Genomic DNA, 21,769 nt, shown 5'->3' with positions numbered 1-21,769 from the left:
TCGAGGGCGTCGCGGCCGGGGTCGTCCCGGCGGCGATCGGTGCCGCGATCGCGGCGACCGTCGGTGCGGTGGTCTTCGGCGCCGCGCCGACTGTGGCCGACTTCGTGCCGGCGCTCATCGTCGGCCTCGCCCCGATCGCGATCCTCGTCGTGCTCGCGCCCGCCGCGGCCGAGCGCCGCGCGCGCACCGACCTCGACCTCGGCGGCTCGCGCGTGCGGCTCATCGTCGAGGGGATCGTCGTGGTGCTCACGGCGCTGACTCTCGTCCTCCTCTTCGTTCGGGGGTACAGCTCGGGCCTGGATCCGCTGCTGGCCGCGGCCCCGCTGCTCCTCGCGATCACCGCGTGCCTCATCACGCTGCGGCTCTACCCGATCCCGCTTCACGGCATCTTCGATCGCGCTCGCCGTTCGAGCGGCCTCGACGCGTTCGTCGGATCGGCGCGTGCTCTGCGAGAGCCGTCGATCGGGCTCACACCCGTGCTCGCGCTCGTCGTCGGGGTGTCGGTGGCCGTCTCATCCGGCATCCTCCTGTCCGCGCTGCAGTCGGGCATCACGCACTCCGCGCGGGCGCAGGTCGGCGCCGACATGCGCGTGACCGGGGGCAGCTTCACGCTCGAGCAGCTCGACCGCCTGCGCGAGCTCGACGGCGTCGCGGCCGTGACCGGCATCTCAGGAGCCGAGCCCTCGACCCTCGATGTGAACGGCGCGAAGCGCGCGACCTCGGTCTTCGTCGTCAACGCCGCCGAGCTGCGGGAGGTGCAGGGCGACGAGCCCGGGCTCCTTCCACCGGGCGCGTCGCTCGAGCCCGGCGACGGGGAGCCGATGCGGATGGTCGTCGCAGGCGCGACCGACAGGATCATCGGCGGCTCCGACGAGCTGCGGCTCGGTTCGGTGCCCGCACAGGTCGCAGGCGTCACGAGCGGGCCTTCGCCGATCGGCGCACGCGAGAACTGGGCGGCGATCGACGAGGCGCACGCCGAGGACGTGCTGGGTCGGGGCCCGAGCGACCGCACGGTGCTCGTTCGGCTCGAGACGGATGCCGCACCCGGAGCCGTCGAGGAGCAGCTGCGCGCGGCGTTCGCGTTCGACGTCCGCATCGACACCGCCGACCGCATCGCCGACCGGATCCAGTCCGGACCAGCCGTGCAGGGCGTGCGCTGGGCGCTGCTCATCGCGACGGCGGTGACCGCCCTGCTGAGCGCCCTTGCCATCGTCATGACCCTCACGCTCGCGACGGAGCCCCGCAACCGCCTGCTGGCGCTCCTTCGCACGCTCGGCGCTCCGCGTCGCGCGGCGACCTCGCTCGCGCTGTGGGAGGTCGGCCCGCCCGCCGTCGCCGCCATCGTCGCCGGCACGGTGTTCGGCGCGATCGTGCCACTCGTCGTGCTCGCGGCCGTCGACCTGCGGCCCTTCACGGCGTCGACCGTGCAGCCGTCGTACCAGCTCGACCCGGCGATCCTCGCCCTCACGCTCGGCGGGTTCGTCGCGCTCGCCGCCGTGCTCACCGCCATCGCGCTGCTCGTGTCGCGTCGCATCCGAGCCGCCCGCGCCCTGCGCACGGTCGAGGAGGGCACATGACCGCGCCGCACCATCGAGGAAGGATGGGACCATGGCCCACATGACCGCCCCTGATGCGGACATCCTGTGCGTCGACCTCGTGCGCATCTTCAAAGTGACCACCGGCACGGGGCCGGGCGTCGAGGTGCAGGCGCTGCAGGGCCTCAACCTGCGGATCGACCCCGGCGAGCTCGTCGCCGTCGTGGGGGCATCCGGCTCGGGCAAGTCGACGCTGCTGTCGATCCTGTCGAGCCTCGATCAGCCCACCGCCGGCGTCGCGTGGGTCGCGGGGCACGACCTGCTGTCGATGAAGGAGAAGGAGCGCGTCGAGTTCCGGCGGCGCAGCGTCGGGTTCGTGTGGCAGCAGACGTCGCGCAACCTCCTCCCGTACCTGTCGGCGAGCGAGAACGTCGCCGCCAGCCTTGCGGTCAGGGGCGAGGTCAAGGGCGCGGCGGCCCGGCGTGCGCGCGTCGACGAACTGCTCGACCTGCTCGAGGTCTCGCACTGCGCCGAGCGCAAGCCCGCCGAGATGTCGGGCGGCGAGCAGCAGCGCGTCGCCATCGCCGTGGGCATCGCGAACCGCCCGCGCGTGCTGCTGGCCGACGAGCCGACCGGCGAGCTCGATGACACGACGAGCGCGCACGTGCTCGAGGCGATGCGCTCGGTCAACCGCGAGCTCGGTGTGACGACGCTCATCGTGACGCACGACCCGGCCGTGTCGGAGCACGTCGCCCGCACCGTGCAGATCCGCGACGGACGCACCTCGACCGAGGTGCTGCGCTCGACGCGCACCGACGAGACCGGCGCCGAGCACCACGTCGCCGAGGAGTATGCGGTGCTCGACCGCGTCGGGCGCCTGCAGCTGCCCGACGAGTTCGTCCAGGCGCTCGACCTGCGCGAGCGCGTGCGTCTCGCGCTCGAGCCGGATCACGTGGGCGTGTGGCCCGGGCAGACGCGGAGACCGGATGCCGCCGCGGCGGATGCCCCAGGCGCCGAGCGGGCGCAGCAACCCGACACGGACGCTGCGCGAGCGGAGCGAGACGAAGCGCCACCCGAAGAGGACCCGCTTCGTCTCGGTCGCTCCGCTCCCTCGCTCAGCGACCCGGAGAACGAGGAGGATCACGCATGACCGTCGCGCTGCGCGCCGAGAAGCTCACCCGCGTCTTCACGTCGAGCGCGGGCGACGTGCACGCGTGCGTCGACATCGACCTCGAGGTGAACGAGGGCGAGCTCGTCGTCGTGCGCGGGTCGTCCGGCGCGGGCAAGACGACGCTCCTCAACCTGCTCGGCGGACTCGACCAGCCCACGTCGGGCCGCGTGTGGATCGGCGACGTCGAGGCGACCGCGCTCAGCGAGGACGACCTCGCGGAGCTGCGTCGCGAGAAGCTCGGGTTCGTGTTCCAGTCGTTCGGGCTCATCCCGGTGCTCTCGGCCGCCGAGAACGTCGAGCTTCCGCTGCGCATCGCGCGCACGGATCCCGCCGAGCGTGAGGAGCGCGTCGCCGAGGCGCTCCGCCTCGTGAACCTCGCCGACCAGGCGCCGCAGCGCCCCGCGGAGCTCTCGGGCGGACAGCAGCAGCGCGTCGGCATCGCCCGCGCGATCGTGTCGCGCCCGCGCGTCCTCATCGCCGACGAGCCGACCGGGCAGCTCGACTCCCGCACCGCCACCACCGTGATGGACCTCATCGGCGAACTCGTTCACACGCGCGGGATCGCGGCCGTCGTCTCGACGCACGACCCGCTGCTCGTGCGGCGCGCCGATCGAGTGATCGAACTGCACGACGGCCGGGTCACGTCGGTGTCGTCCGGCAGCGTCGCGGAGGCCGATGTCGCGGCGATCGAAGAGATCACGGATGCCGCGCCCCCCGTCGCCCAGCCGGCGCAGTCCGAGGAGCCGGCGGGCGAGGCATCCGAGTCGGCCCCGCTCACTCGCGCGGAGGCGCGCGCCCGCCGCAAGCGCCGCTGACGCGCGACCCAGCCGCACGGAGTTCTCGGCGGATGCGAGGATGGGGGACGTGTCCGGCGCCTCGAACGACCTCGCGTCACACGTGCAGCACGCCCGCGTCGCGGTGATCGGCGGCGGCATCGCAGGCCTCGTCGCGGCACTCGAGTGCGCGAAAGTCGGTTCGCGCGTCACGGTGTTCGAGGCATCCGAACGCCTCGGCGGCACGATCGCGTCCGCCCGGATCGCGGGCGCCGACATCGACGTCACCGCCGAGGGGTTCCCCGAGTCGGCGTCGGCAGTGCGAGCCCTCGCGGACGAGCTCGGGCTCGGCGAGACGGTGGTGTCGACGCGCGTCGGTGACACGTGGATCGCCGGACTGCCGTCGGGCGCCGCGTCCCTTCCGCGCGAGACGCTCATCGGGATCCCGCAGAACACGTGGGATGAGTCGGTCCGGCGCATCATCGGCTGGTCCGGGGCGTGGCGCGCGTACATCGACCGGCTGCGCCCGCCGCTCACGATCGGTCGTGAGCGCAGCCTCGGGCGGCTTGTGCGCTCGCGCATGGGCGAGCGCGTGCTCGACCGGATGGTCGCGCCGCTGTCGCTCGGCGTCTACGGCATCCACCCCGACGAGGTCGACGTCGACGCCGCGGTCCCGGGACTCAGCGCCGCCCTCACGCGCACGGCATCACTCGGCGCGGCAGTCGCCGATCTCCGCGTCGGGATGCCGGCCGATCCGGTGCTTCTCAGCATCAGAGGTGGCGTCGCCCGCCTCATCTCGGCGCTCGAGGAGCGCCTCGCGAATCTCGAAGTCGATGTGCGCACGAGGCAGCGCGCCGCCTCGATCGCGGCGGAGCGCGGTCGGTGGCGCGTCTCGGCACAGGCGGCAGGCGGCAGGTCCCCAGCCGCCGCGCCGCCAGAGACCTTCGACGCCGTCATCGTCGCCACTCCCGAAGCGGAGTCCCGCCGGATGCTCGCGCCCGTCGTCCCGCGGCTGGGGTCGGGCTCGGCCGAGTCGACGCCGCTCGAGCTCGTGACGCTCGTGCTCGAATCGCCTGAGCTCGACGCGGCGGTCCCCGGTGACGGCGAGAGCACGGGATCCCGGGCTGCCGCGGTCACCGTACACCCCGTCGCCGGCACGCATCGCGCGTCGGGTCTCCTCGCGCTGTCGCGCCGCCACCCCGAGCTCGCCGAGGCGACCGGCGGACACGTCCTGCGCGTGAGCTTCGGCACGCGCGGCCAGCGGCCGGCGACCGAGGCCCTCGACGATGCCGAGGCGTTCGCGCTCGCGGTGGCCGAGGCATCCGCGTTCCTCGGCGTCGACTCCGCACGCGTGCGGCTGCTCGGTGCCCACCGCTGGCGCGCGGAGCTCCCGCGGCCGGCGTCGGCGATCGGGCGCGCGGAGGTCAATGCGGCGGCACGGCACGCGGTGGCGGGCGTCGCGGGGCTCGGAGTCGCCGGCGCGTGGCTGGCGGGACCCGGGCTCGCGCAGATCGTCCTCGACGCGCGCGAGGAGGCGGACCGTGTGCGGCGGACCATCCTGTGGGGCGACGCCGCGATCGGATGACGGGGCGGTCGGGGCATCCGTTCACCCTCTCGGCCCGCTTGTCAAGGGAGGATGCCCGAAACGGAATACGGGACTAACCTTGGGTGGCATCGGACACGCGAACGAGCGTCAGGAGACCTCATGAGGGGCAAAGTAGGACTGGTCATCGGACTCGCAGCAGGGTATGTGCTGGGCACGCGCGCCGGCCGCGAGCGCTACGAGCAGATCAAGGCTCAGGCTCAGAAGGTGTGGAACCTCGACCCGGTCCAGCAACAGGTCGAGAAGGTCAGGGAGTTCGCGAAGTCGAGCGCGATGGCCCTCCCCAGCACGCTGTGGGACACGGCTGTCAAGGTCGGCAAGGCCGCATCGACCAAAGGCACGCCCGGCGAGCGCCTCGACGCGGCGCTCAAGGTCGGCCAGGAGCAGGCGGACGACGTCGGAGCCGCCGCCAAGACGACGTCACGTGCGGTGAAGGTGGCGGCGGAAGACGTTGCGGAAGACGTGAAGGACGCCGTCGACGAGGCCAAGAAGGCCCGCCGCAGCACCACCGACGGGAAGTGACATGAGCGAGCCGCGACGCTTTCGCGACCGCGCCGACGACAGCCTGCTGACGCTGCTGGGCGAGGTGCCCGAGCTCGTGCGCAACCTCGTCGTGGCCGAGGTCGACGCCGCGAAGAAGTGGGTCGCGAAGACCGCGAAGGACGGCGGGTGGGGCGCACTGTGGATGATCGCCGCGCTGTTTGTGCTGTTCTGGTCGATCCCCGCGTTCGGAGCCTTCCTCATCGCCGGGCTCTCGTCGTGGTGGCCGGTGTGGGCATCAGCCCTGTTCGTCTTCGGGCTCGCGCTCGTGATCGCGATCGTGCTGGCGCTGCTCGGCGTCCTCCGCTTCCGGCGGCTCGCGAAGCGCGAGACGCCCGTTCAATCGATCGCCCAGGACGTGAGAGAGGTGCGCGATGAGCTCTGACATCACCCGAACGTCCGCCGTGCCCCGGACGGCGGTCGACGTCGGCATCGACGACCCCGTGGAGCGCGCCCGCGCCGAGCTGAAGGCCGCGCTCGCCGCGATCGAGGAGAAGGCGAACGTTCCCCGGCGCGTCGGTCGGGCGGTCGATCGGACGATCGCGAAGGCGCGCGCGTTCCAGCGCAGCAACCCCGGAGTCGCGATGGCGGCGATCGTCGCCGGGGCGGCCGCAGTGGGGGCGATCGTGTGGGCCGGTGTGCGCGCGTACACCCGCTGACGCCCTTCGCGGCGGGGCTCCCACCCCGCGAGGCCACGCGCCGCGCGGGGTATGCTCGAAGGCAGGCAGTGCGATGGTGCGATGCTGCCGATGCGCGAATCCGCAGATCCGAGGCGGATTCGCACGCGCGTCGGCTGCTCGACGTTTGGGGCGGCTGACGGAGTTCCACGACAGCGCCCGGATGACGAGATATGAACGCAGCAATCCGACCGACGCCCGACAAGCCCCTCACCGGCTGGCGCGTCCTCGTGCCCCGCGGGGGCCCGTGGGGCGACGGCGTCGCTGCGACCCTGCGCCGGCAGGGAGCCATCCCCGTCATCGCGCCGCTCATCAACTTCGCACCGACCGATGACATCGAGACGCTCGAGAAGGCCCTCGCCGACCTCGCCGCCGGCGCCTTCGACTGGGTGACGATCACGAGCGCGACCACCGTCGACGTCCTCTACGCCTACCGCGCGACGGTCCCCGCCAAGACCAAGGTCGCGGCGGTGGGCGAGACGACGGCCGCGGCCCTCCAGTCGATGGGCTACCGCGTCGACCTCGTTCCCGAGCGGGACAACTCCGCCGCAGGCATGGCCGAGCAGATGATCGCGCTCGAGCCCGAGCCGCGCGACATCCTCACGCTGCGCAGCGAGATCGCCAAGCCTCTGCTGACGCGGATGCTGCAGCAGGCAGGCCACCGCGTGCGCAGCGTCGTCGCGTACCGCACCGTCGGCGTGCCCGTCACGGAGCGCATCGCGCAGGACGTGCGCAGCGGCCGCATCAACGCGATCCTCGTCACGAGCGGCTCCGTCGCCGAGCAGGTGCACGCCCAGTTCCCTGACGTCCCGAGCACGACGATCATCGCCGCGATCGGGCCCCGCACCGCGAAGGACGCCCGCAAGGCCGGTCTCTCGGTCGACGTCGTCGCCGAGACGCAGACCGTCGACGCACTCATCGAGGCCGTCGCGCAGTTCCCGCTGCCGCACGCCGCCGACGAGTTCGCCCCGCCGACCGGCATGATCCGGCCCATCGAGCAGTAGCCGCAAACGGCGGCCGTCGCGACCGCCGATAGCCTGTGGGGATGCATGACTCCCCCCGCGTCGTCGTGCTCGCCGGTGGTGTCGGCGGGTCGAAGTTCACTCTCGGCGCGAGGGGTGCGCTGCGCGATCGCGGCATCGACGACACCGCCCGCGTGCTCACGGTCGTCGTCAACACGGGCGATGACCTGTGGCTGTCGGGCGTGCGCCTCCAGCCCGACGTGGACTCCATCACGTACGCGCTCGCCGGCGTCAACGACACCCAGCGCGGGTGGGGCCGGGCGGGCGACACCGAGCGCGTCAACCACGAGCTTCGCGAGTGGGGAGCGGGCTGGCCGTGGTTCACGCTCGGCGACCTCGACCTCGGCACGCATCTCGCGCGCACGGGCTGGCTGCGCGAAGGGCTCACACCGACGCAGGTGGTCGAGCGGATGTCCCGCCGCTGGCCCCTCGGAGCACGCCTGCTGCCCATGACCGACGCCGAGGTCGACACGATCGTGACGGTGCGCGACGGCGGCGGCATCCGGTCCCTCCACTTCCAGGAGTGGTGGACGCGCCACCGCGCGACGCTCGAACCGGTCGACTTCGAGAACCCGGGAATCTCGTCTGCGGCACCTGCGCCCGGGGCCGTGGAGGCCATCGCGGATGCCGACGTCGTGCTCATCGCGCCGTCGAACCCCGTCGTGTCGATCGGGCCGATCCTGTCGGTGCCTGGCGTGCGCGATGCGCTGCGCTCGACGAGCGCTCCTGTCGTGGGTGTCTCACCGATCATCGGCGGGCGTGTCGTGCGCGGCATGGCCGACGTGTGCCTCACTGCGATCGGCGTCGAGACGTCGGCGGCCGCCGTCGCCGGGCACTACGGCGCCCGCGCCGACGGCGGTCTGCTCGACGCGTGGCTCATCGCCGAGGAGGACTCGGACCTCGCGGCGGACGTCGAGCGGAGCGGCATCCGGCCCGTCGTCCGGCCGTTGTGGATGACGGATGCCGCGGCCTCCACCGCGCTCGCCGCCGCCGCCCTCGACGCGGTGCACGGCTGACGTGCCCGACCTGTCGGCGCTGGCGTGGGTGCTGCTCGCGGTGACCGCGGCGACGATCGGAATCTCGAAGACCGCGATTCCGGGCACGAACACCGTCGCGGTCGCGGTCTTCGCGGCGGTACTGCCCGCGCGACAGTCGACCGGGACGATCCTGCTGCTGCTCATCCTCGCCGACGTCTTCGCGATGATCTCGTACCGGCGGCACGCGAACTGGAAGGCGCTCCTCGGTCTCGCGCCGGCCGTCGTGGTGGGCCTTCTCCTCGGGTTCGGATTCCTCGCGTTCGCCGACGACACGTGGGTGCGGCGCGTCATCGGGGTGCTGCTGCTCATCGTGATCGCGGTCACGCTGCTGCGCCGGCGGATGGGGCGGCAGATCGCCGAAGGCGGCACGCACCGCGTCGCGGCCGCCGTCTACGGCACGCTCGGCGGCTTCACGACGATGGTCGCGAACGCGGCCGGGCCCGTCATGTCGATGTACTTCCTCGCGTCGCGGTTCCCCGTCAAGGAGTTCCTCGGCACGATCGCGTGGTTCTTCGCGATCGTCAACGTCGCGAAGCTCCCGTTCTCGATCGGGCTCGGGCTCATCACGGTGCCAGGGCTGCTGCTCGACCTCGTGCTCGCACCTGCCGTCATCGCCGGGGCGCTGTTCGGCCGCTGGATCGCGGATCGGATCAACCAGAAGCTCTTCGAACAGCTCGTAATCGTGCTCACGATCGTGGGGGCGGTGTACCTCCTCGTGGCGTGAGGCGGCGCATCCGCTCACATCACGGTTCCACAACCGTTCCGGCATCCGTCTCCTGCCGTCGATACGATCCGAGCGGAGGTGGGCGATGTCGTGGTTCGTGGCGGTGACTGTGTCCCTCGCTCTCGCTGTCTCAGGCGCGACGGCCGCGGTGGACGTCCCCGACGATGTCGTCGAGATCATGGACTGCGCGGCCGCCGACGGCGGCACCATGCTCACCGAGGCGTGCGGCGACGGGAGCTTCAGCGAACCGCGCGCAGTGCACGGCTGGAGTACCGAGTTCCTCGCCGGCGAAGACGGACCCGTTGTCGGAGTGCCGAAGGAATGGATAGCCGTCCGGTTCGACGCCGACGGCGTGGTGCGCGGCACCGCCCTGGCGTGGCAGCCGACCGAGGCTGAGTACGAGCTTGCCGGGTATGACAACGGGGTCGAACTCGGCGAGCTCGTGCTCATGTTCATCGAAGGGGCACCACCGGATGCCCTGCTCGTCCACGATCCCCCGAGCGGCTCGTGGTACATGGTGTCGGGCGACACCGTGACCCCGCTCAACGACTGGGCCACGCAGATCGTGTCGGGCGCGACCCCGCTCGCCGAAGCGCGCTCGCTCATCGCCGCCGAGCACAACGCCTCGGTCGAGGCGTGCCGCGGCGTGGAGGCGTGTGCGGGCGGCGGTGGCGACACCGGTGTCGTGGAGCTCGCGTCCGAGGGGCCGCAGCTGCCGGTGGTCCTGTGGACCGTCGGCGCGATCGTGGGTGCCCTCGTCCTCGCGCTCGGCGTCACGGCCGTCGCGCTGCGCCGGCGGGCGGCTTAGCGCTCGCTCACGCGAACGAGCGCCGCCGTGCGCGGCCCGAGGCCGAGCGCGATCGCGGCGGCGAAATGCTCGGCCGTGTCGACGTCGTGGCGGAGGGTCGAGGCATCCGTCACGTCCAGTGGCACCGCACCCAGCGCGCGATGCTTCGCGAAGGAGTCTTCGCCGAACGCCGACTCCCACGCCACGCCCGGTGCCGCCGTCAGGAGGGTCGTGCCTGCCCCATCCGCGTCGGCGACGACGCCGCGCGCGATCCCGCGCGCCGAGCGCAGGGCTTGCGCGAGGTCATGAGGCCGCAGGGCGGGCAGGTCTCCGAGGAGGGCGGCGCGGGGCATCCGCTCGTTCACGGTCTCGATGCCCGCGGCGATCGCGGCGTTCAATCCGCCGGGTGCCGGCTCGGGCACGAACCGCAGGCCGCTGATCGCGCCGGCTTCGAGCGCCAGCCCGCCGTCGTCGCCCACCACGACGACCCGCTCCACGACGTCGCACGCCGCCACTGCGGCGATCGTGTCGAGCGCGATCGCGCGCGCGAGCGCCACCCGGTCGACGCCCGGCACGTCGAGGCGTGACTTGCCCCGGTCGGCGGGCTTGACCGGCACGACGACCGCCCAGCCCGGCACCGTGCCGTCGGTCACGCGAACCGCGCGCGCAGGCGCGGGAGGATCTCCGCGCCGTACATCCGCAGGAACTCCGCCTGGTCGGCGCCCGGGTCGTGGAACACGAGGTGCCGGAAGCCGAGGCCGATGTACCACGCGATGCGCTCGACGTGCTCGTCGGGGTCGTCCGACACGATGAAACGCGAAGCGGCGCGCTCGATCGGCAGCTCCTCGCCGAGCCGCTGCATCTCGAGCGGGTCGTCGACGCCCATCTTCTCTTCGGGGCTGAGCGCGAGCGGCGCCCAGAAGCGGGTCTTCTCCATCGCGGCGTCGCGCGAGGGGTGGAACGACACTTTGATCTCCATGAGCGTGTCGATCGAGTCCGGCGCGCGGCCGGCCTTGTCGAGCCCCTCGTGCAGGGCGGGCAGCAGCGTGTCGGTGTAGAGCTCGCGCTTCTTGCCGCTCGTCGTGATGAAGCCGTCGGCGATGCGACCCGCCAGACGCGTGGCGGCGGGGCCGGCCGCGCCGATGTAGATCGGCACGGGGTCGTCCATCTTGTCGTAGATGGTGATGTTCTTCGTCGTGTAGAACTCGCCTTCGAAGTTGACCCGGTCCTCCGACCACAGGCGACGGATGAGCCCGATCGCCTCCTTGAGCCTGCGGAACCGCTCGGGCGGGTCGGGCCACTCGATCCCGAGGTTCGCCTCGTTGAGCGCCTCACCGGTGCCGACACCGAGGATCACGCGCCCCGGATACAGCACGCCCAGCGTCGCGAAGTCCTGCGCGACGACCGTCGGGTTGTATCGGAACGTCGGTGTCAGCACCGACGTTCCGATGAGCACGCGACTGGTCTTCGCGCCGAGCGCGCCGAGCCAGGGGACGGATGCGGGGGCGTGACCGCCCTCGTGCAGCCAGGGCTGGAGGTGGTCCGACACGAACACCGAGTCGAAGCCCATCTCTTCGGCGAGGATCGCGTAGTCGAGCAGCTCGGTGGGCCCGAACTGCTCGGCCGACGCCTTGTACCCGAACCGCAGCGGAACGGTCATGTGACTCCCTTCACCGCGCGCGCAGCGCGGACATGCACGAACTCGGAACCGTCGGCGCGCGCGAGCCGCGCGCGGAAGGCGTCCACCGTACCGGGCCACAGCAGCGTGAGCCGGCCGGATCTCTCGTCGACGTACCAGTTGCGGCACCCGCCCGTGAGCCAGGGGGTGGAGGCCGCGGCATCCGCGATCTCGTCCGTATAGGCTGCCTCGGCGCCCGGATCGACCCGCAGCACCCCGCCCGCGCGGTCGCGCTCGACGAGGCCCCGCACCGTGTACGCGGCCTGTTCCTCGATCATGAGGATCGACGACGAGTGCCCGAGCGCCGCGTTCGGCCCGTCGAGGATGAAGAGATTCGGGAACCCCGACACGATGGTCGACCCGAACGAGGTCATGCCCTCGAACCAGTGCACCGCGAGTGACTCGCCGCCCTCGCCGTGCACGAGGTCGGCGTACGGCTGGCGCGTCGTCGCGAACCCGGTCGCGAGCACGAGAGCGTCGGTTTCGTGCCGTGATCCATCGGATGCCACGACCGTCGTGCCCTCGACGGCGGCGAGCGCCGACGGCACGAGCCGGATCGCGCCCGACGACACCGCCGGGTAGAAGTCGTCCGACAGCAGGACGCGCTTGCACCCGAACGCGTAGTCGGGTGTGAGCACCGCGCGCAGCGCGGGGTCGGGCACCTGGGTCTGGAGATGTGCGAGGGCGGTGGCTTTGGCGGTCGCCGATGCCTCGGCATCGCCCGACCTGGACGCGAAGCGCGCCTCGCCCTCGGCGTAGAGCTCCGCGCGCAGCCGTGCGAGCTCCTCGGGGTGGGTTGCGAGGCGGTCGCGATCGGCGTCCGTGTACGGGTGGGCGCCGCGGGGGACGATCCACGCGGGGGTGCGCTGGAAGAGCGTGACGTCGGCGATCTTGGCGAGCTCGGGCGAGAGCTGCACGGCGCTCGCGCCGCTTCCGACGACCGCGACGCGCCGGCCGGCGAGGTCGGCCGAGTGGTCCCACCGCGACGAATGGAACATCGGCCCGGGGAAGGTCTCGAGCCCTGGGATGTCAGGGATGCGCGGCTCGGTCAGCCGCCCGCACGCGAGCACGAGGGTGTTCGCGGTGACGGCTCCGGTGGGGGTCTCGACGCGCCAGAGGTCTTCGTCGTCGTCCCAGCGGGCGCCGGTCATGGGGGTGTTGAAACGGATGCGGTCGCCGAGCCCCTCGCGCTCGGCGACGCCTTCGAGATAACGCCAGATCTCGTCGCCCCGCGCGTAGAGGCCCGACCAGTACGGGTTCGGGTGGCTCGCGAGCCCGTACAGGTGCGCGGGGACGTCGCACGCGACCCCGGGGTATGTGTTGTCGCGCCAGGTTCCGCCGAGCGCGGACGCCCGCTCGAGGATCGTGAAGTGGTCGCGGCCCGCGCGCTGGAGCGCGACCGCCATCGCGATGCCCGCGAAGCCGGCGCCGACGATGACGACATCCACCCCGGTCGCCGAGCGAGCCGTGGGCGAGACGAAGCGCTCGGCCATCTCGGTCATCGCGCGCTCGCATTGCGGTAGTCGGTCGTGCGCCGGCGGAACGGGCGGAACAGGCGTGCGGCGATGGCCGCGGCATCCGCCACCGGCAGCTCGAGGCCGAACTCTATGCCCGCCTCCGGCTTGACCCGGCCGTCGAGGAGGGTTCCGCCGAGGTCGTCACCGCCGGACTGCAGCAGCACGCCGGCGGTGTCGCGGCCGACGCGCGTCCACGGGATCTGGACGTGCGGGATGCTGCCGCTCAGCATGAGCCGCGACACGGCGACCATCGCGCGGTGCTCGTCGAGGGGCATCCGGTCCGCGACGAGCGGAACCCCGCCCGCCGGACCCGGCAGCGGGATCGGAACGAACTCGGTGAACCCGCCGGTGGCGTCCTGGATTCCCCGCAGTGCCCGCAGGTGCGCGATGCGCTCGGTCGCGGTCTCGGCGTGCCCGTAGAAGATCACGGACGTCGAGCGGAAGCCGGCGCGGTGCGCGGCAGTGATCCCCTCGACCCAGCGGTCGATCTCGAGGTCGCCGGGTGCGATCAGCTCACGTACGCGCTCGTTCAGCACCTTCACGCCGGTGCCGGGGACCGTGTCGACACCCGCGTCCCGCATCGCCGCGAGAGCGCCGTCGAGGCCGAGGTTCCCGCGGTCGGCGAGGTCCCACACGTCCTGCGGGCGATACGCGTGCACGTGGATGTCGGGCGTCGCCGCCTTCACCGCGCGGACGATGTCGAGATACGCCTCGGGCGCTTCGGTGTCGGGCAGGCATCCCTGCACGCACAGCTCGCTCGCGCCGAGGTCCCACGCGTCGGCGGCGATCGCCGCGGCGTCGTCGAGGTCGAACTCGTCGGAAGCGCTCGCGCCGCCCGCACGGAAGCCGCTCGACGTGAGGTTGCGGTTCACCACGAGGCTCACGACCTCGCCGACCGTGTACCGCCGCACGTCGTCGGCCGTCGCCGCGAGCGCGTCGAGCCCGGCGCCGGTCGCCGTGAGCAGTGCGGCCCACTCCTCGTCGGCGAGGGCGAGGGGGTCGGATGCCGCGGCCTCCGCCAGACGTCGGATGTCGTCGTCACCGAGCAATGCCGCGGAGCGTGAAAGCGCCGGGCTCGATTGCCATGAACGGTCGTTCGGCGGGCTCACCGGCGGGATCGAGCCCGACGGTTTCACGCCGGCCACCGCCAAACCGGTCGCAGGATCGGCGAGCGCCGCCACGGGCGCGTGCATCGCGGCGTCGAGCCAGGTCGCGGACTCCGTCACATACTCCGGATGCGCCGTCAGGCGCTCCCGCAGCTCGAAGCCGAGGGCGGCGGTGCGCTCGGCGAGGTCGGAGAGGTGCGGCCACGGACGCTCGGGGTTCACGTGGTCTGCCGTGAGGGGCGAGACGCCGCCCCAGTCGTCGGCGCCCGCGCGCACCAGCAGCTCGAACTCGGCGGGGTCGGACAGGTTCGGCGGAACCTGGATGCGCATGCGCGACCCGAACACGAGCCGCGCGACGGCGACAGTCGCGACGTACTCCAGCACGTCGGCGTCGGGGGTCCCCTGTGCGGCGGTGCGGGGCTTCGCGCGGAAGTTCTGCACGATCACCTCCTGCACGTGCCCGTGTCTCTCGTGCGACTCGCGCAGCGCGACGAGCGACTCCGCGCGATCGCGCAGCGTCTCGCCGATGCCGACGAGGATCCCAGTCGTGAACGGGATGTGCTCGCGCCCGGCGTCGTCGATGACGGCGAGGCGCAGCGCCGGATCCTTGTCGGGCGACCCGTAGTGCACCTGCCCGGGTTCCTCGAACAGGCGGCGCGACGTCGTCTCGAGCATCATGCCCATCGAGGGGGCGGTGGGGCGCAGCATCCGCAGCTCATCCGCGCTCATGACGCCGGGGTTCACGTGCGCGAGCATGCCGGTCTCGGCCGTGATGAGCCGCGCGATGTGGGCGACGTAGTCGAGCGTCGACGCGAAGCCGTGCTCGTCGAGCCACGCGCGCGCTTCGGGCCAGCGATCCTCCGGACGGTCGCCGAGTGTCAGCAGCGCCTCTTTGCACCCGAGAGCCTGACCTTGCCGCACGACCGCGAGCACCTGCTCGGCGGACATGTACATCGGCTTGTGCTTCTTGAGCAGCTGGCCCGGTGTGTCGACGAAGATGCAGTAGTGGCAGCGGTCGCGGCACAGGGTCGTGAGCGGCACGAAGACCTTGCGCGAGTACGTGATCACGCCTGGTCGGCCCGCCTGCTCGAGACCGAGATCGCGCACGGATGCGGCCAGCCGCAGCATCCGGTGGAAGTCGTCCTCCTTCGCGGCGAGCAGAGCCAGAGCGTCGTCGACGTCGAGTCGATCGCCGCGCTCGGCGCGCTCGAGGGCGTCCGCGGTCGAGACGCGCGACGGCGCTGGCGCCGGATCGAGCAGGGTCACCGTCCCAGTCTTGCACCGTCGGACGGCAAGAGGATCGTTGCCGGTCTGTCATCAAATGGCCCGCGGACTCCGGCCGGCCGCTGGCAGACTAGTCGCATGGTGACGCTGCTGCTCGACTCGACGCGACTCGAGGTCGCGCTGTCGAAGGTCGAGCGGGCGCTGTCATTCCGCAAGGAGAATGTGCTCATCGAGCGGTCCGCCATCAAGAAGGTGCAGCTCACCGACGACGCGTGGATGTGGCTGCGGGGCGTTCCCGACCCCGGCACGCACCTGTGGGGGGTCGCCGCGATGGGCACGTGGAAGTCGGCGGGCGGCACGGACTTCGCGCTCATCCGCCGCCACCGCGCCGGCGTCGTGATCGACCTCGAGGGGCACGACGAGTTCGAGCGCGTGATCCTCACGACCCGTCACGGGCTCGCGCTCGTGCAGGCGCTGCAGCTGGACGGTGAGGCCGAGCTCGCCGAAGTCACCGAGATCGCTGCGACGGCTCCCGTGCCGGTGCAGCCCGAGCGTCCGGCGGGTTCGAAGCCGGGCGGCAAGAAGAAGCCGCGCACGTCGCCGAGTCCGGCACCGGCCACCTGAGTCGCCCCCGGTCCCTGAGCGAGGAGTGCAGCGACGAGACGAAGGGCGGGTTACGAGACGTCCCGCCGCCAGCTCACGAGGTACCCGAGCACGAGCAGCACCGCCGCGTAGCCGAGCAGCACGAGCCCGCCCACCCACCACTCGAGCGGTTCGGTCGTGTTCGCACCGGGTCCCGCCGCCATGTTGAAGATGCTCGCGCCGACCAACGCGTCGCTCGCCGCACCCGGCAGGTAGCGCACGATCGGCTCTATCTGCGTGACGAACGCCGCCGCCGCGCGCGCCACCGGCTCGAGGAACTGCGTGAACACGAGCACCCCGACGACGGCGCCGACCTGGTTGCGCACGAGCGCGCCCACGCCGATGCCGATAACGACCCACAGCACGTAGGCGATGAGCATGCGCCCGAGCAGGGCCCACGTGTCGCTCGACGCGAAGTCGGTGTCGAGGCCGTAACCCACGAGAAACGCCGCCGCCGGCCCGACCGAGGCGATGACGCCGATCACGCCGAAGAGCGCGCCGACGACGATGCCGACGAGGATCTTCGCCCAGAGCACGGTGCCGCGGCGCGGAGTCGCGAGGAATGTCGGCGTCAGCGTCTTGTGACGGAACTCCGTGGTCACCATGAGCGTGCCGATCAGCAGCGGAAACACGTACCCGACCGACGTGCCGACGCTGTACAGGAGCGGGCTGAGCTGGTCGGCAGGCAGCGAGGGTCCGTCACTGCCGAGCGCGCCCGTGGTCGACGCCGCCAGCGCGAAGGCGAGCACCGCGGCGGTGAACCCGACATACGCCACAAGGACGATCGCGAGGATCCACCACATCGACGTGGAGAACTGCTTCGTGAACTCGGAGCGGCTCGCGGCGACCACGCTCATCGAGGCTCACCTCCTTCGTGCTCGTCGTGGGTCTCTTCGGCGGGTGACGGCGGTTCCCCTTCTCCGCCGCCGGTGTCGTCCGGCGGTATGTCGCCCGTCTCCGAAGACTCTTCCGCGTCGGTCGGCTCGGTACTGCCGTCGAACGCCGCGAAGAATCGATCGGCCTCCAGGTCGGCATCCGTCTTGACGTACTCGCCCCATGGGCGCTGCTCTTCGTCTTCGATGTCGGCTGACGACACGGATGCCTCGCCCTCGGCCTCCTCGTCCTCGATCACGTCGGGCTCCGAGAGCTCTTCGTCGATCTCGCCGATCGCCTCGACGTCGACGTCGGAGTCCTCCGGAAGGTCCGCCTCGTCGGCACCCGCCGACGCGGGCATCGCGAATACGCGCGGCTCGTCCTCGCTCGAGAGCTCTTCGTCGATCTCGCCGACCGCCTCGACGTCGACGTCGGAGTCCTCGTCGGGGACTTCTGCGTCGCCATCGCCGGAGTCGTCGGCGGGCGGCGGGACCACGTCGATGATCCCCGTGCTCGCGACCGCGAACGAGGCGGTGACGGAAGCGGGGGAGTCGGCGGGCTCGGCGTGGGCAGCAGGCAGGTCTTCGCCCGGCGTCGGCTCGGCCTCGATCGTCGGCTCGGCCTCGATCGCGGGCTCGGCCTCGATCGCGGGCTCTGTGTCGCCGGGCGGCTCCTCGTCTGCCGCGGCTTCCTCGCCTGCAGGAGCTTCGTGCTCGATCGCGGCCGCCGCGTCCGCCGCCGGCTCTGCGCCGGCGGCAGGTGCAGCCTCGGATGCCGCGGCCTCCTCGCCGGCAGGCGCCTCGCCCGCCGCATCCGTGGTCTCGTCCGACGCTTCGGCCTGGGCGGGCTCGCTCGATGTCGGCTCGTCATCGCGGTACGCCGCAGCCGCCGCCGCGATCGCGCTGGAGACGTATGCCGCCTGGGGCGTTCCGCCCGTTTCGGTGTCGAAGGTCGCCGCGAGGGTGGACGTCTCGGCGGCCTCGGCGTCGGCCGCTTCCGCCTCGTCGTCGGGTCCGAGCTCGTCGGGCTCGTGAGCGACCGGCACCGGCTCGGCGGCCTCGGCGCCCGCCGGCGCCCCGGCTCCGGGCGCCTCGACCGCGGCCGTTTCATCGACGGCCGTCTCAGTGGTGGCGTCGGGAGTCGCGGCATCCGTCGCTTCTGCTTTCGCAATCCCGACGCCGGCCGCACTCGGGTGCACGCGCGTGCCGTTGACGAGGTCGAGGAAGACCTCTTCGAGGGCGGGGCCGCGCTGCTGCAGCGACGAGAGTGCGACGCCGGCCGCCGCGGCGACCGCTCCGACGCGCGCGGGCTCGAGGCCTCGGACGGTGACGCCCGAGCGGAGGAGCTCGTACGGCACATCGGCCGCGGTCAGCGCGGCGAGGAGCGCAGGACGGTCGAGGGAGTCGACGACTGTTGCGTGCTCGGTGGGGTCGGCGAGGTCATCGAGCGGTCCCTGGAAGACGAGCCGGCCCTGCGAGATGATCAGCAGCGAGTCGACCGTCTGCTGCACCTCGGCGAGCAGGTGCGACGACACGAACACGGTGCGGCCCTCGCGCGCGAGCTGGCGCAGGAGCACGCGCATCCACTTGATGCCCTCGGGATCGAGGCCGTTCGTGGGCTCGTCGAGCACGAGGACGCCGGGATCTCCGAGCAGCGCGTAGGCGAGTCCGAGGCGCTGGCGCATGCCGAGCGAGTAGCCGCCGGCGTTACGGCCCGCGGCATCCGCGAGTCCGACGAGACCGAGCACTTCGTCGACGCGAGATGTCGGAAGTGATGCGGCCTGCGCGTACGCCTTCAAGTGCGCGGCGCCCGAACGCCCGGGGTGGAAGCTCGACGCCTCGAGCACCGCGCCGACCGTCTGGAGGGGCTGCTTGAGCTTGGCGTACGGGAGTCCGCCGATCGACGCCGTCCCGGCGGTCGGCCGCACGAGGCCGAGCAGCACGCGCAGCGTGGTCGTCTTGCCGGCGCCGTTGGGCCCCAGGAATCCGGTCACCACGCCCGGTTCGACTCGAGCGGTGAGGTCCGTGACCGCGGTCAGCGCTCCGAACCGTTTGGTCAAGCCCGAGAATTCCAGCGCAAGTCCTTCGGGCATTCGCCACCCTCTCGCCTAGTGTGCTGTCCCCCTTATCTTGTCGGAAAGTCGGGACGGGCGAAGGGAAATCTCCCCAGGGCGCGGGTCGGCGAGTGCCCATGGCGGATGCGGCATCCGTCACACGCGGGATTCGTGCACGTACTCCTCGACCACGACGCCCGAGTCGAGCGCTTCCTCTGGTGAGCGAGCGGCGGATGCCCCGATGCGCCCCCGGTATCCCGGTAGCCTTTTCCCCGTGATGACCGAGGTCGCTGCATCCGTCGATTCCTCCGTGCTCGTGCGAGCCGAAGGGGGCCTCGGACGGCTCACGCTCAACCGGCCGCGCGCCATCAATGCGCTCGATCTCGGGATGATCCGCGAGCTCACCGCCGCGCTCGACGCGTGGGAGAGCGACCCCGAGGTGCGGGCCGTGCTTCTCGACGGCGAGGGCGAGCGCGGGTTCTGCGCGGGCGGCGACGTGCGCACGCTGTACCAGCAGATCGTGGGCGGCGACCCCGAGGCGACGGGGGAGTTCTTCCGCGCGGAGTATGCGCTCAACGCCCGCATCGCGGAGTACCCGAAGCCCGTCATCGCGCTCGCCGACGGCATCACGATGGGCGGCGGCATCGGGCTCGCGGGGCACGCACAGGCGCGCGTCGTGACGGAGCGCTCCCAGCTCGCGATGCCCGAGACCCGTATCGGGTTCACGCCCGACGTCGGCGGCACGTGGCTGCTGGGCCGCGCTCCGGGACGGCTGGGCGAGTACCTCGGGTTGACGGGTGCGACGATGGGCGGGGCGGATGCCGTGTACGCGGGCTTCGCGGATGCCATCGTGCCGTCGGAGCGACTGGGCGAGCTGCGGGAGGCGCTCGAAGGGGCGGTTCGTGAAGGCCAGGATCTCGATACGGCCCTTCGCGCCTACTCGACCGGCGGGAGACCGCAGTCGTCGCTCCAGAGCGCGCGCCCCTGGATCGACGACTCGTTCTCGGCCGACACCGTCGCCGAGGTCGTCGAGCGGCTGCGCACACGGCCCGAGCCCGAGGCATCCGCCACCGCCGACACCCTCGCCGAGCTCTCCCCCACCGCTCTCGCGGTCACCCTCGCGGCCGTGCGCCGGGCGCGTGAGCTGCCATCGCTGCGCGACGCGCTCGCGCAGGAGTACGGCCTCGTGATGTGGTTCGCCACGACCCAGCCCGACCTCGTGGAGGGCATCCGCGCACAGCTCATCGACAAGGACCGCGACCCGCACTGGCAGCCGGCGACGATCGCGGAGCTCGAACCGGATGCCGCGGCATCCGCCCTCTCGTATCGGCCGACCACTCCCCTGTGGGACGGACCGCCCGTGTGAGCCCGCGATGAGCCAGACCACGGCAACCGAGAAGCAGACCGCGCAGCGGCCTCGGCGGCGCTGGTCGCTCGGAATCGCGGTGGACTGGTTCTTCTTCGTGTTCGCGGGGGTCGCCGCGATCTGGCTCGCGTATCTGAGTCTGACCGAGACGTTCCAGCTCGGGTGGTGGGGGATCCTCGCGGGGATCGTGTTCTGGGCGCTGCTCGCGTACCTCGTGCTGCCGCGGCTGCATCGCATCCTCACGACCATCTATGTGCCGGACTACTTCATCGGCCGCACGCGCACGAGCGACGGCCTCCTCGGCGACCCGGTGAACCTCGCCTTCATGGGCACGGAGCAGGAGATCCAGCGGGCGCTGGAAGCGGCGGGATGGACGAGGGCGGACCCGGTGACGCTCCGCTCGTCGTGGCGCATCGTGATGTCGACGCTCAGGCGCCGCAGCTACGACGAGGCGCCGGTGAGCCCCCTGTTCCTCTTCGGCCGTCAGCAGGACTTCGCGTACCAGCAGGAGGTGGACGGCAGTCCCGGGAAGCGTCACCACGTGCGGTTCTGGCGCTGCCCAGAGGACTGGCTGCTGCCCGGCGGCCGCCGCGTGGACTGGCTCGCCGCCGGCACGTTCGACACCGCCGTCGGGCTCTCGCTGTTCACCCTCCAGATCACGCACCGCATCGACGACGACATCGACGTCGAGCGCGACCACATCGTTCGGACGCTGCTCGAGACTGATCCGAGCATCCAGGTCGACGTCATCGAGGACTTCTCGACGGGCTACCACGCGCGCAACGGCGGCGGCGACACGATCCACACCGACGGCGACCTGCCCATCGTCGATGTCGGCGGCGGTGCTCCGGATGCCGGCCACGCGAGCCATCACGTGTACGACCCGACGGCCAATCCGATCGTCGACCCGGGCAAGCGGCCGGCATTCGAGGGTGCCGAGCGCCTCCTGCAGCGCCCTCGGTTCGACCCCGAGATGCCGCGGCCGAAGTCGATCGTCGCGGGCGCGTGTCTCGTGTTCTTCCGCGTCATCGCGGGGCTCGTCATCCTCGGCGAGATCGCGCTGAACTGGTCGGAGCTCGCCGAGCCGCCCGATACCCAGGTGACCGGCCTCCCGATGGGGCTGGACGCCGTGCTCGGGTCCGTCGTCTTCTACACGATCGTGATGGTCGTGGTCGTCCTGGTCGACGCAGTGCTCGGTGTGCTCATCCTGCACGGCGTGAACTGGACCCGTGTGACCGTCATGGTCGTCAGCACGATCTCGATCACGAGCGCCTTCATCGGCTGGTGGGCGGATGCGCAGGACATCACGATCTCGACGACCTTCCTGCCCCTGGGGCTCGACATCCTCCTGCTGCTCGCCCTGTCGAGCCGCAGCGCGGCCGCGTACGCGCGCCGCAACGAGAGCACCTCCCGGCCCAGGGGTCGCGGAGCGCGTTAGCCT

At 71.8% G+C, this 21,769-nt stretch carries 20 protein-coding genes; 14 read left to right on the top strand and 6 right to left on the bottom strand.

All coding sequences use genetic code 11. The annotated features are described in order from the left end of the window. Window positions 1-1,214 precede the first annotated feature (1,214 nt). The 11 genes from BJ991_RS18895 to BJ991_RS01010 all read left to right on the top strand — a co-directional run bounded on the left by BJ991_RS18895 (window position 1,215) and on the right by BJ991_RS01010 (window position 9,890). Window positions 1,215-1,577: an FtsX-like permease family protein gene (locus BJ991_RS18895; RefSeq protein WP_425487542.1), complete on the top strand. Its 363-nt coding sequence runs from the start codon at window positions 1,215-1,217 to the stop codon at window positions 1,575-1,577. A 31-nt stretch (window positions 1,578-1,608) separates the two neighbouring features. Further along, window positions 1,609-2,685 (top strand): ABC transporter ATP-binding protein, encoded by a 1,077-nt coding sequence (locus tag BJ991_RS01055; protein ID WP_246300996.1) that lies wholly within the window; start codon window positions 1,609-1,611, stop codon window positions 2,683-2,685. Further along, complete coding sequence (locus BJ991_RS01050) at window positions 2,682-3,521, top strand: ATP-binding cassette domain-containing protein (RefSeq protein ID WP_179486693.1); 840 nt, start codon at window positions 2,682-2,684, stop codon at window positions 3,519-3,521. The genes BJ991_RS01055 and BJ991_RS01050 overlap by 4 nt, the downstream gene beginning before the upstream one ends. A 40-nt stretch (window positions 3,522-3,561) precedes the next feature. Continuing rightward, window positions 3,562-5,064, top strand: a complete 1,503-nt coding sequence (locus BJ991_RS01045) for a protoporphyrinogen/coproporphyrinogen oxidase (protein ID WP_179486691.1) — start codon at window positions 3,562-3,564, stop codon at window positions 5,062-5,064. A 120-nt stretch (window positions 5,065-5,184) separates the two neighbouring features. After that, window positions 5,185-5,604 (top strand): hypothetical protein, encoded by a 420-nt coding sequence (locus BJ991_RS01040; RefSeq protein WP_179486689.1) that lies wholly within the window; start codon window positions 5,185-5,187, stop codon window positions 5,602-5,604. Window position 5,605: 1 nt separating this feature from the next. Beyond that, window positions 5,606-6,007 carry a phage holin family protein gene (locus BJ991_RS01035; protein WP_179486687.1) on the top strand — a complete coding sequence of 134 codons (402 nt, stop codon included), beginning with the start codon at window positions 5,606-5,608 and terminating at the stop codon, window positions 6,005-6,007. Then, window positions 5,997-6,281, top strand: a complete 285-nt coding sequence (locus BJ991_RS01030) for a DUF3618 domain-containing protein (RefSeq protein ID WP_179486685.1) — start codon at window positions 5,997-5,999, stop codon at window positions 6,279-6,281. Before BJ991_RS01035 ends, BJ991_RS01030 begins: the two co-directional genes overlap by 11 nt. Before the next feature lie 191 nt (window positions 6,282-6,472). Next, entirely contained in the window at window positions 6,473-7,303 is an 831-nt protein-coding gene (locus BJ991_RS01025) for a uroporphyrinogen-III synthase (RefSeq protein ID WP_179486683.1), read from the top strand. A 41-nt stretch (window positions 7,304-7,344) separates the two neighbouring features. Then, entirely contained in the window at window positions 7,345-8,337 is a 993-nt protein-coding gene (cofD, locus tag BJ991_RS01020; protein WP_179486681.1) for a 2-phospho-L-lactate transferase, read from the top strand. 1 nt (window position 8,338) lies between these two features. Continuing rightward, a complete protein-coding gene (locus BJ991_RS01015) occupies window positions 8,339-9,082 on the top strand; it encodes a sulfite exporter TauE/SafE family protein (protein ID WP_343048582.1) in 744 nt (247 codons plus the stop codon). A gap of 85 nt (window positions 9,083-9,167) precedes the next feature. After that, the gene (locus BJ991_RS01010) at window positions 9,168-9,890 is read left to right on the top strand and encodes a hypothetical protein (protein ID WP_179486677.1); all 723 of its coding nucleotides are present in this window, start codon (window positions 9,168-9,170) and stop codon (window positions 9,888-9,890) included. Here the strand turns inward: BJ991_RS01010 and cofC are convergent. Genes cofC through cofG form a run of 4 tightly spaced genes read right to left on the bottom strand, consistent with a single transcriptional unit; the run spans window position 9,887 to window position 15,436 of the window. Next, a complete protein-coding gene (cofC, locus tag BJ991_RS01005) occupies window positions 9,887-10,522 on the bottom strand; it encodes a 2-phospho-L-lactate guanylyltransferase (protein ID WP_179486675.1) in 636 nt (211 codons plus the stop codon). The genes BJ991_RS01010 and cofC overlap by 4 nt on opposite strands. Continuing rightward, the gene (gene fgd / locus BJ991_RS01000) at window positions 10,519-11,529 is read right to left on the bottom strand and encodes a glucose-6-phosphate dehydrogenase (coenzyme-F420) (RefSeq protein WP_179486673.1); all 1,011 of its coding nucleotides are present in this window, start codon (window positions 11,527-11,529) and stop codon (window positions 10,519-10,521) included. The genes cofC and fgd overlap by 4 nt, the downstream gene beginning before the upstream one ends. After that, the gene (locus tag BJ991_RS00995; RefSeq protein ID WP_246300995.1) at window positions 11,526-13,049 is read right to left on the bottom strand and encodes a flavin-containing monooxygenase; all 1,524 of its coding nucleotides are present in this window, start codon (window positions 13,047-13,049) and stop codon (window positions 11,526-11,528) included. Before BJ991_RS00995 ends, fgd begins: the two co-directional genes overlap by 4 nt. Further along, entirely contained in the window at window positions 13,046-15,436 is a 2,391-nt protein-coding gene (cofG, locus tag BJ991_RS00990) for a 7,8-didemethyl-8-hydroxy-5-deazariboflavin synthase CofG (RefSeq protein WP_343048581.1), read from the bottom strand. The genes BJ991_RS00995 and cofG overlap by 4 nt, the downstream gene beginning before the upstream one ends. A gap of 96 nt (window positions 15,437-15,532) precedes the next feature. On the opposite strand from cofG, the gene BJ991_RS00985 reads away from it, so the two are divergent. Then, window positions 15,533-16,018: a hypothetical protein gene (locus tag BJ991_RS00985; protein ID WP_246300994.1), complete on the top strand. Its 486-nt coding sequence runs from the start codon at window positions 15,533-15,535 to the stop codon at window positions 16,016-16,018. Window positions 16,019-16,068: 50 nt separating this feature from the next. Here BJ991_RS00985 and BJ991_RS00980 read toward each other — a convergent pair whose 3' ends face one another. Then, window positions 16,069-16,893: an ABC-2 transporter permease gene (locus BJ991_RS00980; RefSeq protein WP_179486671.1), complete on the bottom strand. Its 825-nt coding sequence runs from the start codon at window positions 16,891-16,893 to the stop codon at window positions 16,069-16,071. After that, on the bottom strand, window positions 16,890-19,001 hold the full coding sequence (locus BJ991_RS00975; protein WP_179486669.1) for an ATP-binding cassette domain-containing protein: 2,112 nt from the start codon (window positions 18,999-19,001) through the stop codon (window positions 16,890-16,892). The genes BJ991_RS00980 and BJ991_RS00975 overlap by 4 nt, the downstream gene beginning before the upstream one ends. Window positions 19,002-19,239: 238 nt before the next feature. Here BJ991_RS00975 and BJ991_RS00970 point away from each other — a divergent pair, with 238 nt between their 5' ends. Both BJ991_RS00970 and BJ991_RS00965 read left to right on the top strand, forming a co-directional pair. Next, window positions 19,240-20,328, top strand: a complete 1,089-nt coding sequence (locus BJ991_RS00970; protein WP_179486667.1) for an enoyl-CoA hydratase/isomerase family protein — start codon at window positions 19,240-19,242, stop codon at window positions 20,326-20,328. A gap of 7 nt (window positions 20,329-20,335) precedes the next feature. Beyond that, entirely contained in the window at window positions 20,336-21,766 is a 1,431-nt protein-coding gene (locus BJ991_RS00965) for an LssY C-terminal domain-containing protein (RefSeq protein WP_179486665.1), read from the top strand. The last annotated feature ends 3 nt before the right edge of the window (window positions 21,767-21,769 follow it).

Source organism: Microbacterium immunditiarum, from assembly GCF_013409785.1.
GTDB classification, from domain to species: Bacteria; Actinomycetota; Actinomycetes; order Actinomycetales; family Microbacteriaceae; genus Microbacterium; species Microbacterium immunditiarum.
This window is presented reverse-complemented; position numbering and strand designations above follow the sequence as displayed.

Bases quoted from the DNA above. Each gene is read 5' to 3' on its own strand.
- BJ991_RS18895 (WP_425487542.1), top strand. From the start codon at position 1,215: ATGACCCTCACGCTCGCGACGGAGCCCCGCAACCGCCTGCTGGCGCTC.
- BJ991_RS01055 (WP_246300996.1), top strand. From the start codon at position 1,609: ATGGCCCACATGACCGCCCCTGATGCGGACATCCTGTGCGTCGACCTC.
- BJ991_RS01050 (WP_179486693.1), top strand. From the start codon at position 2,682: ATGACCGTCGCGCTGCGCGCCGAGAAGCTCACCCGCGTCTTCACGTCG.
- BJ991_RS01045 (WP_179486691.1), top strand. From the start codon at position 3,562: ATGGGGGACGTGTCCGGCGCCTCGAACGACCTCGCGTCACACGTGCAG.
- BJ991_RS01040 (WP_179486689.1), top strand. From the start codon at position 5,185: ATGAGGGGCAAAGTAGGACTGGTCATCGGACTCGCAGCAGGGTATGTG.
- BJ991_RS01035 (WP_179486687.1), top strand. From the start codon at position 5,606: ATGAGCGAGCCGCGACGCTTTCGCGACCGCGCCGACGACAGCCTGCTG.
- BJ991_RS01030 (WP_179486685.1), top strand. From the start codon at position 5,997: ATGAGCTCTGACATCACCCGAACGTCCGCCGTGCCCCGGACGGCGGTC.
- BJ991_RS01025 (WP_179486683.1), top strand. From the start codon at position 6,473: ATGAACGCAGCAATCCGACCGACGCCCGACAAGCCCCTCACCGGCTGG.
- cofD (WP_179486681.1), top strand. From the start codon at position 7,345: ATGCATGACTCCCCCCGCGTCGTCGTGCTCGCCGGTGGTGTCGGCGGG.
- BJ991_RS01010 (WP_179486677.1), top strand. From the start codon at position 9,168: ATGTCGTGGTTCGTGGCGGTGACTGTGTCCCTCGCTCTCGCTGTCTCA.
- fgd (WP_179486673.1), bottom strand. From the start codon at position 11,529: ATGACCGTTCCGCTGCGGTTCGGGTACAAGGCGTCGGCCGAGCAGTTC.
- BJ991_RS00995 (WP_246300995.1), bottom strand. From the start codon at position 13,049: ATGACCGAGATGGCCGAGCGCTTCGTCTCGCCCACGGCTCGCTCGGCG.
- BJ991_RS00985 (WP_246300994.1), top strand. From the start codon at position 15,533: ATGGTGACGCTGCTGCTCGACTCGACGCGACTCGAGGTCGCGCTGTCG.
- BJ991_RS00980 (WP_179486671.1), bottom strand. From the start codon at position 16,893: ATGAGCGTGGTCGCCGCGAGCCGCTCCGAGTTCACGAAGCAGTTCTCC.
- BJ991_RS00975 (WP_179486669.1), bottom strand. From the start codon at position 19,001: ATGCCCGAAGGACTTGCGCTGGAATTCTCGGGCTTGACCAAACGGTTC.
- BJ991_RS00970 (WP_179486667.1), top strand. From the start codon at position 19,240: ATGACCGAGGTCGCTGCATCCGTCGATTCCTCCGTGCTCGTGCGAGCC.
- BJ991_RS00965 (WP_179486665.1), top strand. From the start codon at position 20,336: ATGAGCCAGACCACGGCAACCGAGAAGCAGACCGCGCAGCGGCCTCGG.